The organism is Pseudomonas sp. GW821-FHT01E10 (assembly GCF_059422365.1).
This window is the reverse complement of record NZ_JBWKWT010000004.1, coordinates 159,635-181,469: the sequence shown is the minus strand read 5'-3', so window position 1 is coordinate 181,469 and position 21,835 is coordinate 159,635. Positions and strand designations below refer to the sequence as shown.

Genomic DNA, 21,835 nt, shown 5'->3' with positions numbered 1-21,835 from the left:
AGTAGCAGAAAAAAAAGGCCGACGCCCAACGCGTCGGCCTTTTTTTTAAGTTTTTGCGCAAATGATAAATAAACTCATTCCGGTTTTTGCGTGGTGCTGCGTCTTACCTACGTAAGCAGATAAATCGAGCCGGGCAGGGTAGCCACTGGGCTCAGGTTTTCCCAGCCGTACACATTTTTACCGCTGCCCGGACAAACGATCGAGCCCGGGGAGGGGCCGGTCATCAACTTGCGACACGTTGCCCGAGAGGCAGCCGATCCAGGTGGTTCACAGGTCCAGGCAGCGGCAGGGCACTCGGTTGCCCATGGATCCTATCCATTTCAACTAAAAAATAGAGAGCACGATGTCAGCAATTCATGAGTTGAAACCTCTGTTCAAGGCTTTGGTCATTGCCCGAACCCTGCGCTCGCGTCGCTCGTTGGCCGGCCTGGGCATGGCTTGCCTGCTGCCGCTCAGCGCGCAGGTCCACGCGGAAGACTTCACCCTCGACATTCCTGCCCAGCCTTTGCCCCAGGCGTTGCAGGCGTTTGGCACGCAGACCAATCAGCAGGTGATCTACAGCGCCGATGATATGACCGGCCTGCGCAGCACACGCGTCAGCGGCAAGTTGAGCAGCGAAGCGGCGATTGCCCAATTGCTCAAGGGCACGGGCGTGCACTACAGCTTTGAAGGCAACACGCTGATGCTGGTACGCGGCAGTTCGACCGAGGGTCTGGAACTGGGCGCCACCACCATCAACGCGCACCAGGTGGGCGCGACCACCGAAGGTTCGAATTCCTACACCTCGAATGCCGTGACCATCGGCAAGGGCACCCACACCCTCAAGGAAATCCCGCAGTCGGTCACGGTGATGACCCGCAAGCAAATGGATGATCAGGATATCGTCGATCTCAAGGACGCCGCCAACAAGACCACCGGACTGGTCGGTGCCCAAGGCGTCGGCAGAGGTTTGATCCTCTCTTCGCGCGGTTTCCAGATCGATGACTGGCAGTACGACGGTGTGCCGATCCCGCGCAACACTTACGCGCTGGGCAACTGGGCCACGCAGGACTTGATTTTCTTCGACCGCATGGAAGTGCTGCGTGGTGCGTCGGGCTTGCTGCAAGGCACCGGCAGCCCGGGTGGCGCGGTCAACCTGGTGCGCAAGCGCGGTCAGGCCACACCGACCGTGACCCTGACCGGCAAGGCTGGCTCCTGGGATCACTACGGTCTGCAACTGGACGCGGGCGGGCCGTTGAACCAGAACGGCACCATTCGTGGACGTTTCGTGGCCGACCAGGACGACACCCACACATTCGTTGATTCCGAATGGTACAAGACCACCTCGCTGTACGGCGCGCTGGACTTCGATCTGAGCGAAGCCACCACCGTGGGCGTGGCGGTCAGCCAGTCCGACGGCGAATCGCGCGCGAATGTCCGCGGCTTCCCGCGTTACTCCGACAGTAAACCCATCGACCTGCCGCGCAGCACGTACACCGGGGCGAAGTGGAACCATTCGGATATCGACGTCACCACGCTCTACACCGATCTGGAACATCGTTTCAACGACGACTGGGCCTTCAAGATCGGCGCCGTGCGCATGACGGAAACCAACAAGGCGAAGAACCAGCGGGTGCAATCCACCGGCGATGGCATCAATCCCGATGGCAGTGGCGTGCAATACGCTGACTTCGTGACGGACATGGACTCCACCAAAGTCGCGCTGGACATGAACCTCACCGGCAAGTTCGAAGCCTTGTCCATGCCGCAGGAAATCATGGTGGGCGGCAACTATTCCAAATACACCTCGGACGACAAATACGCCCGAACCTTCAATGACAGCTCCGACAACATCTTCGACATTGATCACAACCGTCCGGAGATCAGCTACGAAGGCTTGATCAATAGCCCCGGTGGCCGTGGGACTCCCAGCCAATACGACATCCGGCAGAAAGGCCTGTACGGCAGCTGGAGGGTCAAGCCTGTTGAAGACCTGACCCTGGTGCTCGGCTCGCGGGTCAGTTGGTACGACTACAATTACAAGTCTTCGACCCAGACCGCGAGCGGCATTACAGAAGATCCAAAAAGCACCGCCACTGAAACCGGAGAAGTCACGCCCTATGCCGGTATCGTCTATGACCTGAGCCGCGAATGGGCGGTCTACGCCAGTTACACCGACGTATATACACCGCAGACCGAACGCGATACCGCCGGCGCGGTACTCAAACCGATTATCGGCAGTAACTACGAGATTGGTCTCAAGGGCGAGTTGATGGATGGCCGGATCAATACCTCCGTGGCCCTGTTCCGTTACGACCAGGAAAACCGTGCCGTTCTCGATACGCAGGGTGCGCAAACCTGCGACGGTTGGTTCTGCTCGACGGCATCGGGCAAAGTGCGCAGCCAGGGTCTGGACGCCGAAATCAGCGGCGAAGTGATCGACAATCTGCAACTGTTTGCCGGCTACACCTACAACACCACCAAATACCTCGACGACCCTGACAACGAAGGCAAAATCTTCAGCTGGTGGACGCCTAAACACATGCTGCGTGTGTGGGGCAATTATCAGTTGAGCGGCGACTGGAGCCGTGTGAGTACAGGCCTGGGCTTTACCGCACAAACCCACACGATAGGTTTCGACCACTCCGTCAACGTTCCGGGTTACACCGTGTGGAATGCCCGCGTCGGTTACCAGCTCACCCCGGAAATCGAGCTGGCGATGAATGCCAACAACCTGTTTGACAAGACCTACTTCGCAGCGGCCTACAACCAGATCAACGGCAACAACAACTACGGTGATCCACGCAACGTGATGTTCAGCGTGAAATACACACCGCAGTTCTGAGTCCTTTGCACTAGCGTCAATGTCCCGGCCCGCGCCCTTTTACCAGGGGCGCGGGCTAATCTTGTAGCAGCTGCCGAGCAGCGCGAGGCTGCGTTCGGCTGCGCAGCAGTCGTAGACCCTAAATGCACGGTGTATCTGACAGACTGCAGTGCCTGATTTTACGACTGCTTCGCAGCCTCGCGCTGCTCGGCAGCTGCTACGGTATTGCCGGAAGTACAAACAAAAACGCAGAAGCCATGGCTTCTGCGTTTTTTTTGCCGTCGCTCGGTCAGCTACATGACTCGCCCGCGCTGCCGAGGAACACTTCGGTAAACGACTCCAGTAGCGACTCGGTGTAGATCATGCTGCGGTGCGGCAGTGGTGAGTGGATCGAGGTGTGCAATTGGCCTGTCACGTTGTGGGCCCTGAGCAGTTGTTCCGAATACAGCACTTGCTCCAGGGTTTTATGCGACAGCGACCACCAGCAACTGGCCTTGACCTTGAGCAGCGGCAGCGAGAAGGCATTGAACGCGTCCACCAGGCGATCGTGAATCGCATAGGCCTGGGCGTTCATGACTTCCTGCTTGATGCCTTCCAGGGTCGCGATCATCTCTTGCTCGCCGGTGGCCGTCTGTTCGCTGGCCCAGCGATAGAAGGTCTTGAGGTCGGCCGTCGGGTTCCGGGCGATGAAGCTCGCCGCCGCCGGTTCCAGATGCGCGAACATCAGGTTGAAGACTTCGAGTGCTGCCAGCAGTTCGTTTTCCGCGCTGAGGTGGTTCGGGTTGTCTTCTTCCAGAGGCTTGCGCGGCAGGTCGGCGGGCAAGGCATGTTCGGGCAATGTGCTGTCGACGAGGCCGAGGAAGGTCACTTCCTTGCCCTGGCGCTCCAGGTGGGCGGCGACGTCCATGGCAATCGCGCCCCCCAATGACCAGCCCATCAATCGGTAAGGGCCGTGTGGCTGCTTCTCGACGATCTGTGCGCTGTAGTCGGCAATCATCTCGGCCCATGTCTGAGCGTTCGAGTCTTTGTCGGCAAAGCCCTTGTGCATCACGCCGAAGGTCCGGGCATGGGCACTGAGTTTTTTCGCCAGCGGCTGATAACAGAACACGATACCGCCGCTGGGGTGCAGGCAGAACAGCGGCGGCGCCGACGCTGTCGAGGCGTTGAGTTCGACCACGCATTGCACATGCTGCTGATGCTCCAGGGCGATGAATCTGGCCAGTGCCTGGACATTGGGGTGAGCCAGCATGTGTTGCAGCGCCAGTTTGATGCCCAGGCGCGCGTTTAGGGTCGAGATGAATTGAATGGCCAGAATCGAGTGGCCACCGAGTTCGAAAAAGTTGTCGTCCAGGCTGACACGCTCGACCTGCAATGCTTCTTGCCAGAGTTCGGCGAGCGCCTTTTCCAGGGGCGTTTCGGGAGCAATGAAGTGGCGCTGCGTCTGGCTGAGGTCGGGCTGCGGCAGGGCCTTGCGGTCGAGCTTGCCGTTGGGGCTCAACGGCATGGCGGCCAGTACCAGCAGATGGCTGGGCACCATGTAGTCCGGCAGATTGGCCTTGAGCTCAGCCTTGAGGGTTTCGCGCAGGTCGAGTTGTTGCTGTTCGCTCAGCGAGTCGCTTTGGGCCACGACATAGCCGACCAGTTGCAAACCCACCGCGCCTTCCCGGGCAACCACCAACGCCTCGCGGACCTGCGGCGATCGCAGCAGGCATGACTCGATTTCCCCGAGTTCGATGCGGAAGCCGCGAATCTTCACCTGGTGATCCAGCCGGCCTGCATACTCGATCACACCGTCGGCGCGATAGCGCGCCAGATCGCCGGTGCGGTAGAGACGACCGCCGCCCTGAACATCGAACGGGTCGGGGATGAAGCGCTCGGCCGTGAGCTCAGGTCGCTTGAAGTAGCCGCGTGCGAGCAGGTCGCCGGCAATCATCAGTTCACCGACGACACCTACTGGCACTGGCTGGCCGCCGGCATCGAGCAGGTAAATCGCCCGTCCGGCCAGAGGCTGGCCGATCGGCATGCTTTTGGGCAGGGCGATATGCCCTGTCACGTAGTCGCTGCAATCAAGCACCGTGGCGCTGACTGTCGTTTCCGTCGGCCCGTAGGTGTTCAGCAGCTTCACGTGCCCGAGCCCGGCCTTGCCCCAGGCCGCAACGCCCTCCGGTGGCATCGCTTCGCCACCGACGATCACTTGCCGCAGTGCACCGTAGTCGCGCTGACCGGCAGCGGCGAAGTCCTTGGCCAGCATGTTCCAGTAGGTGGTGGTCAGGTCGCTGACGCTGAACTGTTTGTCGAGCAGTTCGCGGTACCAGGTTTCACTGTCCCAGATATCCGGCCCGCGCAGCACCACCGAGGCGCCGCAGATCAACGCCGGGTAAAGCTGCTCGACAAAGGCATCGAAGTTGAACGTGGCGAACTGCAGGGACCGGTCCTGTGCGCTCAGGCCGAGAAACTCCAGCGCCACCTGGGCGTGACGGGTCAACGCCGCCTGGGTGATGCCGACCCCTTTGGGGCGACCGGTAGAGCCGGACGTGAACATCACATAGGCGAGGTTTTGGCCGGTGGTGCGGCAGGGCGGGTCAAGTGCGGGCAGCGTCCCCCGGACATCGATGTCGTCGACGCAGCGTCGCTGGACGCCGGGCATCGATGGCAGCCGATCAAGCAGCGAACGCTGGCTCAGCAACACGCTCAGGCCACTGTCTTCGATCATCCAGGCCAGGCGTTCCTGCGGATAATCGGGGTCCAGCGGGACATAGGCGCCGCCGGCCTTGAGCACCGCCAGCAGGCTGACAATCATCTGCGCCGAACGCTCCACGGCAATGCCCACCAGCACCTCGGGGCCGACCCCGCATTCAATCAGGGTGTGGGCCAGGCCGTTGGCCGCATGGTTGAGCTGCGCATAACTGAGCTCAAGGTCGTTGAAGATCAGGGCCACCGAGTCGGGGGTTGCCAGCGCCTGGCGTTCGAACAATTGATGCACGCCGTCCTCAGGCATCGCCGACGCGGGCGGATTCCACTGCTGCAACTGAACCTGGCGTTCGTCGCTTGCCAGCAACGGCAATTCGCCGAGCGCACGCAGCGGATCTTCCGTGAGTGCATGGAGCAGGTTCAGCCAGTGCCGGGCCAGGCGTTCGAGGGTGGCAGGGGCGTAGAGGTCCTGGCTGTATTCGAGACTCGCGTGGATGCCCTCGAGCGAATAGCCGACGTCCAGGGACAGATCGAATTTGGCCTGGCCGGGACCCGCGCCGAGGAACTCCAGCGCCAGCCCGTCCAGGTCGATCCGGTCCGGTTGCCCGGCTTCGGTGCGCCAGTTGAACAGCACCTGGAACAGCGGATTGGCGTGTTCGCTGGCGTGCAATTGCAATGCGTCGAAACTCAATTCCAACGGGTAATCGCCATGGTCCAGCGCCGCCAGCGATTCGCGCCGCAGCCGCTGGAGAAAGTCTGCGCAGGACAGCAGCGGATCAATGCGCGCCCGGTACACCTGGGCGCTGACGAAAAAGCCGACCAGGTTCTGGGTTTCGCTGCGATTGCGGGTGGCGTTGGGTACGCCGACGGTAAAGTCGTATTGGCCACTGTAGCGGCTCAATAACAATTGCCAGGCCCCGAGGGCCACGACGAAAGGCGTCAGTTTTTGCTGCTGGCAGAAGCGGTTCAGGGCTTGCGCGAGGGGGGCGGGCACACTGAAGTCATACTGCCCGGCGGGGTGGCTGTGCCGGGCATTTCGTGGGAAGTCCACCGGCAGATCGAGGGCCGGCAATGTTTGCCCCAGATACTCTTGCCAGTATTCGGCGCTGCTGGCGCAGATTGCACTGTGCAGGTATTCGCCGCGCTGCCAGGCGGCGTAGTCGGCGTACTGGATGGCCGGGCGTGGCAAGGGTGATGTATCGCTGCTGCCGGCCTGGGCAAAGGCCCGTGTCAGGTCTTGCATCAGAATGGCATTGGACCAGGCATCGGAAACGATGTGGTGCATGTTCATCAGCAACAGATGCTCGTCGACCGAAATCTGCAGCAGTGTCGCCCGCATCAGCGGCGCCTGGCGCAGATCGAACGGCGTGCCGGCCTGGGCCTCGATACGTAGCGCGATCCGGTTGGCGCGGGCTTCGTCCGACAGGCCCGACAGGTCTTCATGGCCGAGCACCAGTGTTGCCTGCGCATCGACCACCTGCATGGCGCAACCATCGATTTCGACGAAGGCACTGCGCAAAATATCGTGACGCTCAAGCACCTTGTTCAGGGCTGTTTCCAGCCTCCGGGGCGCCAGGGGGCCGGTGATGCGCATGACACGGGGCAGGTTGTAGGCGGCGTTGTCCGGTGACAGTTGTTGGAGAACCCACAGCCGCTGCTGGGCGAAAGACAGCGGCGCCGGGCGCTGGTTGACGCGGGCGGTTATCCCTTGGGGTTGATCACCGGCATCGGCCAGCAACAGCGCCAGTACATCATCATCGATCAAATCGTTCATCGGGGCTCTCGTAGTCGGCGGTGGATCGTTCAGGCGGTCGCCAACGGTTTCTTTTGTGCGACGAGCTTGCCGCCTTCCATTCGCACCAATTGGTCGGCGACATCGAAGTAACGGTCGTCGTGGGAAATGACGATGATGGTCTTGCCCAGGTATTTGAGTTCCGGCAACAGCTCGGTGTAGAAGATGCGCCGGAAGGCCGGGTCCTGGTCGGCCGCCCACTCGTCGAACACCAGCACCGGGCGTTCTTCCAGCCAGGCGTTCAACAGGGCCAGGCGTTTGCGCTGGCCGGTGGACAGGTCGGTGGTGTTGAAGGCGCCATCGCGGATGCAGACCTTGTGCGAGATTTCCAGGCGTTCCAGGTAACGGTTGGCGTCTTCGGGAACGTTCTGCTCGCCTTGTACCAATTCGTCGAACAGGTAGTAGTCGGCGAAAATCGTGGTGAACAACTGGCGATAGTCGTCGCGGTTATGCGCCAGCACCGGCTTACCGTTAAGGATGATTTCCCCGCCCTGGGGCGCATACAGCCCCAGCAGCAACTTGATCAGCGTGGTCTTGCCGCCGCCATTCTCGCCGACGATAAACACGATCTCGCCCTGGGCGATGGACAGGTTGACCGGCCCGAGGGCGAAGGGCTTGCTGCCGTCCACCGCCGGGAAGGCGAAATGCACGTCGCGCATTTCAAGGTGTTCGACCACCGGTTTCGGCGCGTCTTTGTCACTGAGCAGCAGGTGCGGTTCCGGCGAGGAAAACTGCTCCGCCAGGTCGGCAATGCGCTTGAACGCAATGTTGGCGCGGCTGACCACCGGCAGGGTGGTGACCAGGTATTCCATCGGGCCTTTCATGTACAACAGCACCAGCACGAACCCGCTGAGCACCGCTTTATCGGTGCCCAGCCACAGCGATTGCAGGGCCAGCGCCAGGCCGATCACCACGAAAAACAGCATCGAGCCAAGGGTCTTGGCCACCACGAAGGTGTTGACCGCGCGGATGTGCGTGTTGCAGATGAAGTCAGCGGTGCCTTCGATGCGCTGGCTGAACATGCGTTGGCGGCGCGGACGATGGATGCGCAGTTCCTTGGCGCCGGCGGCAATCGCGCTGTAGTGCTTTTGCAGTTCGTCCTCGGCTTCGCGAGCCGCCTGGAAACCCTTGATGCCCTTGGTCCGGGCCACGTATTGCAGCGCGGTGCCGATCACCAGGGCCACCAGCAGCAAGGCAAACATCGGCAACGACAGGTAGGCCAGGTAGCTCAGGCAGCCGAGGGTGACGGTGAACGCAATGGCCAGCGGCGCGAAGGAAAAGGCGAAATCACTGACGGTGTCGACGTCATGGGTCAGCACCGGAATCAGTCGATAACTGCGGAAGCGCTCGATCTGTTCGATCGGTGCCAACAGGACTTTTTCCCCCAGGGATTTACGCAGCCCGGCAATGATGTGTTGCCCGACATGGTTGGTGCCGATGTCCGACAGGATCGACGTCAGCAACGCCACCGCGCACAGGCCGATAAACGTTGCCAACACCCGGGTCGACGGGGTGTCGGCGGCGTTCAGCGCGTCATTGATGGTCGCCAGTAACGCGGTGATGCTGAGGCCACCGAGCATGCCGAGCATGATCGACACCACAACGATGACCCGGAAAGGCCTGAGCAGGCCGAGGACTTCACTGAAGGCTCCGCGGGATTTTGAGGTCATGGAAGTTTCCGCTTCAAGTGCCGCTAAAGGGCAAAGGTTCAAGAGTTTGGCTGCTTAAAAGACGAAACCCGTGGGCGGCGATTTAGCCGCGCACGGGTTTGTTGCAGGTCATGCGACAGGAGGTGGGAGCCTCAAAGATCCCGCGCGACGCGAAAACCGAGCCAGTCGCCACGGGTGTCGGGGTAGGTGGCATTACGGTTGCCCGAACGCGAGAACACCGGTGCTTCACCCCAGTCATTGCCGCGAATGCGCCGGGCGGTGCATTCGCCGGTCAACCAGGCGCTGCCATCGCTCGGTGCGCCGACGTAGTTGTCGTTGTAGCAATCGGCGGTCCACTCATAGACGTTGCCGTGCATGTCGTACACGCCGAAGGCGTTGGCCGGGAAACTGCCCGCCGGTGAGGTGAAGTTGTAGCCATCGGCGGCGCCGTAGGTGTTGGCGTGTTTGGCGATGCTGTATTCCTTGCCTTCATCGAACGGGAAGGGGAACGGGCCGCTGCTGCCCGCGCGAGCGGCATACTCACGCAGCGATTCGCTGACCAGTCGATAGTGCTTGCCGGTCTTCTTCGAGAGCCAGGCCACATAGGCATTGACCTCGGGGAAGTTCATGCACACCGCCGGATGCCTGGCCGTGCGTTCATAGCGCGGCACGCCAGCCTTGCACTCGCGGCCCGGCCGGGTGTCGCCGTCGGGCATGAGGTAACCGCTGTCGCGCAGGTACGCGTCCCACTCGCCGGCCAGCACCTGAAAGCGGCTGATGGCCAGCGGTTTGGCGAAGGTCACCGGGTGCAACGGACCTTCATCGGGCTCGCGGCCCACCTCATTGTCCGGAGTGCCCATGGTGAAGGTCCCGGTAGGCAGCACGACCATCTCCGGGCAGTGCTTGCAGTCCTTGAACACTTTGCCGGGCGGGGCGGGGGCGGCGGCCTGAGCGGCACCCGGCAGCAGGCCTGCAACCACGGCGGCGAAGGCCAGTGCGGGGAGCGTCATCAGGGGAAAGCTACGCAGCTCACTGTTCATCATTGCTCTCGATAAAAAGTTAAAGGGAATCTGGGAGGCAACTTCCGCCGCGACGCAAATCTCCGTAGCAGCTGGCGAAGCCTGCGTTCGGCTGCGAAGCAGTCGTGAATCCGACTGACGCGGTCTGCCAGACACACCGCAATCTCTGGTTTTACGACTGCTTCGCAGCCGAACGCAGGCTTCGCCAGCTGCTACAGATCGCATTACGACATTAACCATGGGGCTGGCGATCAGAGCTGTTTGCCGAGCAACGCGATGAAGCGGTCGACTTCAGCTTCGGTGTTGAGCAGCCCCGGCGCCGTGCGGATCACCGGGCCCACGTCGCGCTCCACGGCATCGGCGATCACGCGGTTTTGCATCAGCCAGGCGGCGATCTTGTCGCTGCTTTTGCCCTTGACCCGAAAGAAGCTGAAACCGGATGACAGCTCGGGACTCACGGGCGTGACCAGTTCGATCTGCGGGTGCGCTTGCAGGCGTTTTTTCATATGGCTGTTCAGGGCATGGATACGCGCCTGAACATCGGCCTTGCCCCATTGCAAATGCAGCTTGAAGGCTTCGTTCAGCGCCCAGCGGTGCTCGAACGAGTGGTAGCCGCCCGGTGTCATGGTGGTGGAGAACGCCGTGGCTTCGGAGAAGGTCGGGATGATCGGCGTGACGTATTTGACCTCTTCACTGCGGCTGCAAACGATGCCGGTGCCACGGGGACCGAACATCCATTTATGGGTGCCGGCGATGAAGAAGTCGCAGTTCATGGCGGGAAAACTCAAGTCCTCGACACCAAAGCCGTGCACGCCGTCGACCAGGTAAATAATGCGGTCCTGATCGGCGCGATTGCGGTTGTGCTTGTCCACCAGCGCGCCGATGTCGGCGATCGGCAGTTTCACGCCACTGCCGGAATGCACCCAGGTCATGCCGAGTACACGGGTTTCGGGTTTGATGTTCTGCTCGATCGAGGCCAGGATCTCCGCTTTGGACACCGTCTGCGGATCCTTGAACAACCTGATCTTGCGCACCCGAGTACCGTCCCGTTGGGTGCGCAGATCGAGAATGGTGTGGGTCGCGTAATGCTCGTGGGCGGTGGTGAGGATTTCCTGGTCCGGGCGTACATGAACGCCGCCGTAAATCATCGCCAGGCCTTCGGTGGTGCTGCCGGTCAAGGCGATCTGTCTGGCATTGGCTTGCAGGTAGCGACCGGCCCAGACACGTACCTCTTCTTCACGCTGCTCGATAACGCCGAGGTCCCAGTCCATCGCCAACCCGGGGTTTTTATCGAGGGCGGCACGGTGCATCTCGATCGCTTCACGCACAGGCTTTGGGTGCGAGGTGATCAGGAAATTGGAGAAATGCAGGTAGTCCGGATCCTGGTCGAACAGCTGCCGCAGTTGCGCCCATTTGTCCCCGGGCGGCGAGAGCACTGGCGTGGCGTTGGCGACGTTGTCCAGGCCGGCAGTCAACGGCAGGCCGGCGGCGAGGATTCCGGCCTGTTTCAGAAAAGTGCGACGATCGCTCATGGTGTGCTCGTGCCTTGTTGTGAAATCAGCGCCGGCTTGGCGGCTTTCTGCACCTGATCCCAGACCCGCAGGAAGTTGCCGCCCCAGAGCTTGGCGATGTCTGCTTCGGAGTAGCCGCGCGAGATCAGTTCTGCCGTGACATTGCGAATGTCACCGACGTTTTCCCAGCCTTTGACGCCGCCCCCTTCGTTGAAGTCGGAGCTGATGCCGACATGGTCAATGCCGATTTTGCGCACCGTGTAATCGATGGCGTCCCCGAGGTCCTTGAGGCTGGCTTTGGGTTCTTCTTCGAGAATCGCGTAGAGACGGCTGGCGTACTGGCCGAATTTTTTCTCGGGCCAGGCAGCGATGACCGGATCGCCCGGCATCAATGCCATGGCGAGGTTCGGCAGGGGCGGCAGGTCGAACGCTTTGCGCAGTTCGTTGAGTTTGTCCTGGGTGGTCTGGGTCAGCGGGCGCAGGTATTGGGAGAAACCGACCACCTGCACCACGCCGCCGCTGTTCTTGATCAGCTGCATTTCCTTGTCGCTGAGATTGCGCGGGATATCGACCATCGCCCGTGGCGCCGAGTGCGAAGCGACCATCGGTGTGCGGCTCAATTGCGCGACTTGCTCCAGGGCCTTGGTCGACATTTGCGATACGTCGATGATCACGCCCAGATCATTCAAACGATGCACCGCTTGCTTGCCCAGGTCCGAGAGGCCGTCGAGGGCATCCGGCGAATCGTTGAAAAACGGCAAGGGACGCGAAGAGTCGGCCCAGTCGTTATTGCCGATGTAGCTGAAGCCGAACATGCGCATGCCGCGTGCCGTCCACAGGTCCAGCAGGTTCAGGTCGTGGCCCAGCGGGTAGGCATTGAGCATGCTGATGAAAATCGCGAACTTGCCTTCGCCGTGCAAGCGACGGAAATCGTCGGGGGTGTAGGCAATGGCGACCTGATTGGGAAAATCACGGACCATCCCGGAAATAATCTTGTAGCGGATCTCCTGCTGGTTGCGTGCCTCTTCGACAAAACCGGCGGTGGGCTTGTGCGGCGCGTTGGCGCCATTCCACAGTTCCGGCCAGCCGAAAATCGTCAGGGCCGCACCGGACAGGCGTCCGCGGTTGGCCTTGACCAGGTCGAACTGCCCCGTTCCGTCCTTATCGGCTTCGTTGCCCTGGGTGCCGAAGTTCTGCATCAGGCTGATGTGGCTGTCGAAGGAGAGCATGCGCTCGTGCAACTCGTCGGCCTGTTGCATGACCTTGATCGGGTAACCGGGGGTGTCCGTGAATCCGTAATACCAGACTGCGAAGCCCGCGCCGGCGCTGATCGCCAGGGCCAGCGGCAGGCCGATGTAAAGAGCCTTTTTCGAACGTGGTTTTGTCATTGCCATCTCTGTCAGGTTCGCCGCCCCGGTGCAGGCGCAGGGGCCTTTGCTATCTGGGAGGAACGAGTGGCTGGCAGAAAAAATTAGGAGATAGCGAGATACCTGTGGCGAGGGAGCTTGCTCCCGTTGGACTGCGAAGCAGTCCTGAAACCTGCAACCTCGTTCTGCCAGGCACACCGCATGCGCCGGATTTACGACTGCTTTGCAGCCGAGCGGGAGCAAGCTCCCTCGCCACAGGGGAATGTGTTTGGCACGCTTAAATTTCCCCGCACAACAAACGTTCTAGCTTGGATAAAGCCTGCTTCATGGCTGACACAGGTAGGGCAATGACGATTTCTCGACGATGGTTCATGGCAGGCCTGGCGCTGACTGGCGCTGCCGTGCCTGCGGCTTATTATGGGCATCGCGAATGGACGAAGCCGGACCCGACGATTACCCCCGGCGAGGCGACGGTCGACCTCGCGGACACCGCGGGTCAGCAGTTGGCCAACTCGCTGCGAGGCATCTGGGATATCCGCTTCGAAGGTTCGCAAGCGGGCCTCGACGGTTTACCGCAGCACGGGCTGGAGCTGTTTCTCGACATCGCTCAGCGCGGCCGTGGCCTGCGTGGCTGCCTCGATACCGCGCAGCAGTTACGCGGTGAAGCCGAGCCGCGTTATCGGGTGATCGGCGACCTGGTGTCGCCTGACGCCAGCCAGCTGTACTGGCGCCTGATCGATCGGCAATCGGCCAACGGCGCGCCGGCTTATGAGCTGGCGGTCACGTTCGATGAGGTCTGGGCCGATTTCGGCAATGCCGGCAGTGGCACCCTCAGCGGGCGGATCCTGCGCCTGGATCGCCCGCTCGGTTTGCTGGAACTGGACAATCGCTTTGTCGCGCGCAAACGGCTGTTTCCCGAAGCCCGTGAGCGTGTGGGGTTGAATCCGCCGTTGCTGGCGTGGCTGATTTCCCCCGAGCACCGTTTGTTCCACCAGCTCTGGCACGCCTCGCGGGACAAATGGCACAAACTCTCCAAGGACCAACAGGACGCCTTGCGCGGCATCGGCTGGCAGCCGGGCCCGCGAGGCAATGAGCGCGATGCCCGGGGGCCGCGCAAAGACCGTAATGGCTCGGGGGTCGACTTTTTCTTCATGCACCGGCACATGCTCGGCACGGCGCGTTCGATGCAGGACCTGCCGTCCTGGTCGAGCTTCCCGATGCCGCAGCCGGAGCTTGAACGCGACCGTCGGGGCTTCGCCCGCTATTTCGACAATCACGATGGCACGGCGCTGCCGCCCACCTGGCTGGCCGCCGAAGACACCGAGTACACCCAGTGGGTCAGCGACATCAAGACTGCCGAGACCTACCACAGCAATTTTCAGGTATGGGAGTCCCGTTACCGCGACCCGCGTTACCTGTCGAAGCTGACCCTGGGGCAGTTCGGTTCGGAGGTGGAACTGGGGCTGCACGACTGGCTGCACATGCGCTGGGCCTCGGTGCCACGGGATCCCTCCAACGGTCAGCCGGTGCCTTTTGCCCGGGATCCGGCGGACTTTGCCGCGCGCTGGTATGCGCCGGAAAACGACTTCCTCGGTGACCCGTTTTCATCCCACGTGAACCCGGTGTTCTGGCACTTCCATGGCTGGATCGACGATCGCCTGGAAGACTGGTTCCGCGCCCACGAGCGTTTCCATCCGGGGGAGCTCAGTCGGCTTGAGGTCAATGGCGTGCCTTGGTTCGCCCCGGGGCGCTGGGTTGAAGTCGATGATCCGTGGCTCGGCCCGAGCACCCACGGTTGCAGCACTACGCCGGGATTGCAGGTCGGCAAGTCGGTGGAAATGGACCCGGAAACCATGAAGCTGGCGCTGCGCATTACCTTCGGTACGGATGAAAAGAAACTCGCGGGGCTGTTCCGGCGGGTGCCGCAGCGGCCGTGGTATGCGCGGAATCTGAAGGTCAAGCCGCTGAGTTCGTAAGCCAGGCACTTGTGGCAAGGGAGCAAGCTCCCTCGCCACACAGTTTTTGGTGACGGATAACCTCGATCAAAGCACCTGCCACCCCCCACCCAACGCCTTGTACAACGCAATGCTCGCCTGCAACCGCGACAACCGCAGTTGCACATTCGAGTCCTGCGCCGCATACAGCGTGCGCTGCGTTTCCAGCACCGTCAGCCAATCCTCGGCGCCAGCCTGATAGCGGCTTTGCGCAATGTTGAACGCGGCCTGGGCCTGGTTCAGTTCTTCGCGTTGCCACTGCCGCTGTTCATCCAGGCCGCGAATGCTGTTGAGGGCTTTTTCGACGTCGGCAAACGCATTGATGATCGCGCCTCGGTAGGCTTCCAGCAGTTCTTGTTGGCGGGCCGTGGCCTTGTCGCGCTCGGCACCGAGGCGGCCGTTGTTGAAGATCGGTGCGACCAGCCCGGCGGTGAGGTTGTAGAACGGGCTGCGCAGAATGTCGCTGGCCGTGTTGGCGCCCGAGCCGATGTCGGCGCTGAGGGTCACGGCGGGCAACATGGCTGCGCGTGCGACCGTGACGTTGGCCTGGGCGGCGGCCAGTTGCGCTTCGGCGCGGGCGATGTCCGGGCGGCGGCTGAGCAGTTCGCTGGGCAATCCGGCATCGATGGCAGGCCATTGCAGTTGATCGAAGGATTCGTGGCTGGGCGGAAGTTGCTGAACCGGTCGGCCCAGCAGGGCGGCGAGGTTGATCCGGGCGTCCTCGGCTTGCTGGCGAATCAGCGGCAGTTGCCGTTGTTGCGCCGCCACCAGGCTTTTTTGTTGGGCCAGTTCCAGCGCGGTGGCCGAGCCTGAGTCGAAACGGGTCTGCACCAGTTTCAAAACGTTCTGTGCATTGGCCAGGTTCAGCTCGGCAATGCGACTTTGTTCATCCAGCGACAAGGCTTGCGCGTAGCTGCTGGCCACGCCGCTGAGCAAGGTCAATTCAACCGTGGCCTGATCGAACTCGCTGGCGCGCAGCCCGAATTGCGCACTGTCCCGGGACGCACGTTTGCCGCCCCAGAAGTCGATTTCGTAACTGGCGCTGAGGTTGGCGTCAAAGTAGTCCACGGCCTTATTGCTGCTGTCGGCATCAAGTTGGCTGTAGCCGTTGCCGCGCAACAGTTTTTGGCGGTTGGCGTTCATGCCGGCCTTGATCTCCGGCAGCTGCGAGCCGCCGGCAATCACTGTGTCGGCCCGGGCCTGATGCACCCGAGCGATGGCGGCGGCGAGGTCATAACTGCCGACGCGGGCCTGTTCGATCAGGCGATCAAGCTGCGGGCTGCCGAACTGCGTCCACCATTGTCGACTCGTCCGGGAGGCACTTTCATCGTGTGGTGATTGCCAGGCCGGCGGTGGTTGAATGCCGCTGTCCGGGCGCGCAGCCGGGTGGCTGCAGGCGCCGAGTAACAGGCAAAGGGTCAACAGGCTCAGTTGCGGTTTCATAGATCGATCATTCACTGGTAAGGGCCGTGACCGGGTCGAGTCGGGCAGCTTTGCGGGCCGGCATGAAGCCGAAGACAACGCCGGTGATCAGTGCGCAGGCGAAGGCGCCGATGACGGCCGCCAGGGAAAAGGCCACCGCGACTTTGCTGAGCACCAATACGCCGCCGACGATCAGCGCCAGGGCGATGCCGGCGATCCCGCCGACCACCGAGAGCATCACGGCTTCAGTGAGGAACTGGCGCAATATGTCGCGCTGACGAGCGCCGGTGGCCATGCGGATACCGATCTCCCGGGTCCGTTCGCGCACGGTCATGAGCATGATGTTCATCACGCCGATGCCGCCCACCAGCAGCGAGATCGCCGCAATCGAACCGAGCATCAGCGACAGCGTATTTTGCGTGCGCGCCTCGGCCTGAATCATCGCGGCGTTGTTGGTCAGTTCGAAATCGTGTTTGCCGTCGTGCAGGCGCAGCATCAACTGCTCGATGGCCTTTTCGGTCTCTTTGACCTTGCGCGCGTCGGCCGCGGCAATGGCCACGTATTCGGGGTTGTGGGTGCCGAACAGCCGGACACTGGCGGCCGAGTAGGGCACGGCAATCCGGTTGTCGCTGTCGGAATCGCCGGAACTGGCGCCTTTTTCCGCGAGCACGCCGACGACCTGAAAGGGCACGTTTTCAATCAGGATGTATTGGCCGATGGGGTTGGCGACGTCCTTGAGCAGTTTGCTGCGCACCTTGTGGCCGATCACCGCGACCGCCGCGGCGTTGCGCTCATCGGCCTCGGTGAAGTAACTGCCCTCGACCACCGGCCAGTTGAAGATCGCCGGAAAGTTGGTGTCGTTGCCGCCGACGTAGCTCAGGTGGTCGAGGTTGCCGAAGCGCACCCCGGCTTCGGCGCCGTTGACCGGCATGATTCGCATGACTTGCGGCAGGCTGGCCAGCGCGGCGACGTCATCCAGGGTCACGATGCCGGGCGGCGTGCGTGGATTGGGAGCGGAGCCGCTGAGGTAAATGATGTTCGAGCCGAACGCGCCCATCTGCGCCATGACCTGACGCTTGCTGCCTTCGCCGACCGCCAGCATCACCACCACCGAGGCGACGCCGATGATGATCCCCAGCAGCGTCAGGGCGGTGCGGAAGCGGTTGATCCACATCACCCGCCAGGCCGCGTGTATCGCATCCACCAATTCGCCTTTCCAGGCACAGGTGGCCTCGCTGCCTTCGCTCAGCCGCTTGCGCAAATCCACCGCTTGCAGCGCACCGGGATTGGCCGAGGCCTGCACGGCGGGGTTGTCGCGGGCGCTGTCGCTGATGATCAGGCCGTCGCGGATCTCGATCACGCGTTTGGCCCGGGCCGCCACGTCGCGGTCGTGGGTGATGAGGATCACCACATGGCCCTGGCTTGCCAGTTCGTCGAGCAGCGCCATGACCTCGGCGCCGCTGTGGCTGTCGAGGGCGCCGGTGGGTTCGTCGGCGAGGATGATGTGGCCGCCATTCATTAATGCGCGAGCGATGGACACCCGTTGCTGCTGGCCGCCGGAGAGCTGGTGCGGACGGTTGCCGGTGCGTGCTGCCAGGCCGAGACGGTCGAGCAGGGCGGCGGCGCGGGCGTGGCGTTCGGCCGCTGGGGTGCCGGCGTAGATCGCCGGCATCTCGACGTTTTCCTGGGCCGAACCGGACGGAATCAGGTGATACCCCTGAAACACGAAACCGAATGCCTCGCGGCGCAGCCAGGCCAGCTCATCGCTGTCGAGTGCCGCGACATTTTCGCCGGCGAACCGATACTCGCCGGACGTTGGCCGGTCGAGGCAGCCGAGGATGTTCATCAGCGTCGATTTGCCGGAGCCGGAAGCACCGACGATCGCCACGAACTCCCCGGCGTGGATCGACAGGTCGATGCCGCGCAACACATGAACTTCAGGCGCGTCGCCGCCACCGTAGGATTTACGAATGTCCTGCAGGTCGATCAGAGGCGTTTGCATTCAACCTCCACTGCCGTCGGCAGGGCCGATCAACAGGTGATCGCCTTCGGCCAGTCCGTCGAGGATCTGCACCTTCAGGCGGTCGCTGATGCCGGTGCGCACAGTCCGTTGCTCGATGCTGCCGTTCTGGGCGACCACCCGAGCCGTTTGACTGTCGGCCTGCGGGCCGCCCTGCAAGGCGGCGACCGGCGCGGTAAGGACGTTTTTTGCCTGGTTGGAAACGAAGAACACTTGGGCGGTCATTTCCGCCATCAGCGCGTTGTCGGCGTTGTCGACGTCCAGCAGCACCGTGTACAGCACCACGCGAGCCGTCCCGCTTTTACTGGAACTGGCCGGATTGCCGCCGCCCTGGCTGGTCTGATCCAGCGGTTTGGGCGGTATCGGCAAAATCTGCCGCACCGTGCTGCTCCAACGCCGGTTACCGCCGCTGAGCGTGGTGAACCAGGCGCTCATGCCGGGTCTGACGTGACCGATGTCAGCCTCCGAGACCTCGGCCCAGACCGTCATCGGCGACAGTTTGGCGATGCGCAGGATCAGCGGCGTTTGTTGCTGGGCGTTGAGGGTCTGGCCTTCGCGGGCATCGAGGGCCACGACCGTTCCGCTCATCGGTGCGTAAATGCGCGTATAGCCGAGTTCGGCCTGATCGCTGCGCAGGTTGGCCTGGGCCTGGCGGATCTGCGCCTCGAACATGTCGATGCGCGCCTGAGTGGTGCGCAGTTCGGCCTGGGCCGTTTGCACGTCTTCGTCCCGTGTCGCGCCGCCGGCGGCGAGGTGCTGTTGACGCTGATATTTCTGCCGGGCCAGGTCGTGCTGTGCCCGCTGCTCCTGCAGCTGCGCCTTGAGGTTGTCGATGGAAAAACGCCCGGCGTCGAGTTTGGCCTGTTGGGTGGAGGGATCGATTTCCACCAGCAACTGGCCTTCCTTGACCACGTCACCGACCTCCACATGGATCTTGTGGATCTGCCCGGAGGCCTGGGCGCCGACATCGACATACCGCCTCGGTTGCAGGGTTCCCAATGCCGTGACGCTGCTTTCAATGTCGCCGCGCGCGACCTGGACCGTGGCGAACCGGTCACGACCCGCAGGCAAAACCTGCCAGGCCGCGATGGCGATAACGGGGATCAGACAAAGGGCAACAAGCAGGGCGCGTCGGGTGTGACGGGGACGTTTCATGCAGGGTTCCGGCCAAAAGGATTCGGCCCGTCATTCAACTTGCGCGCAAAACCTGGCGACAGCTGAACGCTGTCGGTGGGCCGACAGACACGGGGAGCTGTCCTGTAAACGAGGGAAGGGGCGGGGAATTTAAGCGTTGAGGCTTTGAGTGACAGACAAAGTCAAAGGTATAGGACAGCACTATTTAGCAGGCAAATAGAAACAGCGCTTTAAATCTATATGAGAATTACTATAAATTACACACTCGAAATCGCCATCATCGTGCCATTGCCTACTTGGGCGGTGGCAGATCTGGTTCAAGGATAGAAACCGCACCCCGTGCGGCCGGGAGTCATGTTGGAAAACTACTATCGCGAGCTGGTGTGTTTCCTGAACGCCAGGCTAGGCAACCGCCAGGTGGCCGAAGATGTGGTGCATGACGCGTATCTGCGGGTACTGGAGCGTTCCAGCGACACGCCGATCGAGCAACCCCGGGCGTTCCTTTATCGCACCGCGCTCAACCTGGTGATCGATGACCATCGACGCAATGCCTTGCGTCAGGTCGAGTCTCTGGATGTGCTCGACAGCGAAGAACGCTACTTCATCCCTTCGCCCCACAACAGCCTCGATCACGGTCAGCGCCTGGACATGCTCCAGCGCGCGCTGGCGGAATTGCCACGGCTGTGTCGCGAGAGCTTTCTGCTGCGCAAGATCGAAGGCCTGTCACACCCGCAAATCGCCGAGCACCTGGGGATTTCCAAGGCGCTGGTGGAAAAACACATCGTCAATGCCATGAAGCATTGCCGGGTGCGCATGCGCCAGTGGGACGTCGCTTAAATCAGTCCTTGTTAAATTTTTTTTCATGGTCCTCGTTCCTATTCAACAGACGATCTGCTGCCGCCAAAGGCCGGTCAGGTCACCCAGGCTTTATCCCCGCAGCTGCGGGGTTTATCCAGAGGACACTGGAAATGACACAGGCAATTGCATCGCCCATCGTTCACGACCTGATCGGCGTTGGTTTCGGCCCTTCGAACCTGGCCCTGGCCATCGCCCTGCAAGAGCGCGGGCCGAGCCAGGGCGAGCTGGATGTGCTGTTTCTCGACAAGCAGGCGGACTACCGCTGGCACGGCAACACCCTGGTCACCCAGAGCGAACTGCAGATTTCTTTTCTCAAGGACCTGGTGACGCTGCGCAACCCGACCAGCCCGTATTCCTTCGTCAACTACCTCAAGCACCATGGTCGTCTGGTGGACTTCATCAACCTCGGCACCTTCTATCCGTGCCGCATGGAGTACAACGACTACCTGCGCTGGGTCGCTGGGCAATTCACCGGGCAGAGTCGCTACGGCGAGGAAGTGCTGACCATCGAGCCGGTGCTGCATAACCAGCAGGTCGAGGCGTTGCGAGTGATCTCGCGTGATACCCAGGGTTTGCAGCATGTGCGTACCACCCGTTCGGTGGTGGTCAGCGCCGGCGGTACACCGCGGATTCCCGAAGCGTTCAAGGCACTGAAGGATGACGGTCGGGTGTTCCACCATTCCCAGTATCTGGAGCGCATGGCCAGGCAACCGTGCGTGAACAACCAACCGATGAACATCGCGATCATCGGCGGCGGGCAGAGCGCGGCGGAGGCCTTCATCGACCTCAACGACAGCTTCCCGTCGGTGCAGGTGGACATGATCCTGCGCGGCTCGGCCTTGAAACCGGCCGATGACAGCCCCTTCGTCAACGAAGTGTTCTCGCCGGAGTTCACCGACCTGGTGTTCCAGCAGGCCAGCAGTGAACGCGAGCGTCTGGTCAACGAGTACCACAACACCAACTATTCGGTGGTGGACATCGACCTGATCGAACGCATCTACGGGATCTTCTACCGGCAGAAAGTCTCGGGCGTTGCGCGCCATGCGTTCCGCACCCTGACTACCGTCGAAAAAGCCACCGCGACCGAGCGCGGTATCGAGCTGGCGATGCGCAACAACGCCACCGGCGAAGTCACGGTTCACCGCTACGACGCCGTGGTGCTGGCCACCGGTTACGAGCGGCAGATGCACCGCAAACTGTTGGCGCCGCTGGAACAATACCTGGGCGATTTCGAAGTCGATCGCAATTACAGGCTGATCACCGACGAGCGTTGCAAGGCCGGCATCTACATGCAGGGTTTCTGCCAGGCCAGCCACGGCTTGAGCGACACCTTGCTGTCGATCCTGCCGATCCGCGCCGATGAAATTGCCGGCTCGTTGTATGACCATGGCAAATCCCGCGGGCATGGCCGGTCGGTCAGGGACTTGTTGTTGGCTACTGCCAGCTAAGATTTTGTGGCGAGGGGGCTTGTCGGAACGCCCCCTCGCCACAGGTTTGCGATCAACCTGAACCCTTCCTGAAGAACCCCGAGATTCCCCCTGCAACACCCCTGCGCAGCGTTTACTCTCTAGATAT

General features: G+C 61.9%; 12 protein-coding genes. 4 read left to right on the top strand and 8 right to left on the bottom strand.

From position 1 onward, the window contains the following. The first annotated feature begins 343 nt into the window (after positions 1-343). Complete coding sequence (locus AC07V0_RS09980) at positions 344-2,824, top strand: TonB-dependent siderophore receptor (RefSeq protein WP_086945106.1); 2,481 nt, start codon at positions 344-346, stop codon at positions 2,822-2,824. A 268-nt stretch (positions 2,825-3,092) separates the two neighbouring features. Here AC07V0_RS09980 and AC07V0_RS09975 read toward each other — a convergent pair whose 3' ends face one another. The 5 genes from AC07V0_RS09975 to pvdM all read right to left on the bottom strand — a co-directional run bounded on the left by AC07V0_RS09975 (position 3,093) and on the right by pvdM (position 12,853). Then, positions 3,093-7,268 carry a non-ribosomal peptide synthetase gene (locus AC07V0_RS09975; RefSeq protein ID WP_086945105.1) on the bottom strand — a complete coding sequence of 1,392 codons (4,176 nt, stop codon included), beginning with the start codon at positions 7,266-7,268 and terminating at the stop codon, positions 3,093-3,095. Between the two features lie 29 nt (positions 7,269-7,297). Beyond that, a complete protein-coding gene (locus AC07V0_RS09970; RefSeq protein WP_086945104.1) occupies positions 7,298-8,956 on the bottom strand; it encodes a cyclic peptide export ABC transporter in 1,659 nt (552 codons plus the stop codon). Positions 8,957-9,087: 131 nt separating this feature from the next. Beyond that, a complete protein-coding gene (gene pvdO, locus AC07V0_RS09965; RefSeq protein ID WP_086945103.1) occupies positions 9,088-9,975 on the bottom strand; it encodes a dihydropyoverdine dehydrogenase in 888 nt (295 codons plus the stop codon). A gap of 230 nt (positions 9,976-10,205) precedes the next feature. Continuing rightward, positions 10,206-11,486 (bottom strand): pyoverdine-tailoring periplasmic protein PvdN, encoded by a 1,281-nt coding sequence (gene pvdN, locus AC07V0_RS09960; RefSeq protein ID WP_064619045.1) that lies wholly within the window; start codon positions 11,484-11,486, stop codon positions 10,206-10,208. After that, a complete protein-coding gene (pvdM, locus tag AC07V0_RS09955) occupies positions 11,483-12,853 on the bottom strand; it encodes a pyoverdine-tailoring dipeptidase-like protein PvdM (RefSeq protein WP_064619043.1) in 1,371 nt (456 codons plus the stop codon). Before pvdM ends, pvdN begins: the two co-directional genes overlap by 4 nt. Positions 12,854-13,179: 326 nt before the next feature. On the opposite strand from pvdM, the gene pvdP reads away from it, so the two are divergent. Continuing rightward, entirely contained in the window at positions 13,180-14,808 is a 1,629-nt protein-coding gene (gene pvdP / locus AC07V0_RS09950) for a pyoverdine maturation tyrosinase PvdP (protein WP_086945102.1), read from the top strand. A gap of 66 nt (positions 14,809-14,874) precedes the next feature. On the opposite strand, the gene AC07V0_RS09945 is transcribed toward pvdP, so the two are convergent. Genes AC07V0_RS09945 through AC07V0_RS09935 form a run of 3 tightly spaced genes read right to left on the bottom strand, consistent with a single transcriptional unit; the run spans position 14,875 to position 19,423 of the window. Continuing rightward, a complete protein-coding gene (locus tag AC07V0_RS09945; RefSeq protein WP_064619037.1) occupies positions 14,875-16,269 on the bottom strand; it encodes an efflux transporter outer membrane subunit in 1,395 nt (464 codons plus the stop codon). Positions 16,270-16,276: 7 nt separating this feature from the next. Continuing rightward, positions 16,277-18,250 (bottom strand): MacB family efflux pump subunit, encoded by a 1,974-nt coding sequence (locus AC07V0_RS09940; protein WP_086945100.1) that lies wholly within the window; start codon positions 18,248-18,250, stop codon positions 16,277-16,279. Then, the gene (locus AC07V0_RS09935) at positions 18,251-19,423 is read right to left on the bottom strand and encodes an efflux RND transporter periplasmic adaptor subunit (protein ID WP_086945099.1); all 1,173 of its coding nucleotides are present in this window, start codon (positions 19,421-19,423) and stop codon (positions 18,251-18,253) included. It abuts the gene before it with no gap. Positions 19,424-19,756: 333 nt separating this feature from the next. On the opposite strand from AC07V0_RS09935, the gene AC07V0_RS09930 reads away from it, so the two are divergent. Both AC07V0_RS09930 and AC07V0_RS09925 read left to right on the top strand, forming a co-directional pair. Then, the gene (locus AC07V0_RS09930; protein WP_018925353.1) at positions 19,757-20,239 is read left to right on the top strand and encodes a sigma-70 family RNA polymerase sigma factor; all 483 of its coding nucleotides are present in this window, start codon (positions 19,757-19,759) and stop codon (positions 20,237-20,239) included. Positions 20,240-20,370: 131 nt separating this feature from the next. Then, positions 20,371-21,708 (top strand): lysine N(6)-hydroxylase/L-ornithine N(5)-oxygenase family protein, encoded by a 1,338-nt coding sequence (locus tag AC07V0_RS09925; RefSeq protein WP_086945098.1) that lies wholly within the window; start codon positions 20,371-20,373, stop codon positions 21,706-21,708. The last annotated feature ends 127 nt before the right edge of the window (positions 21,709-21,835 follow it).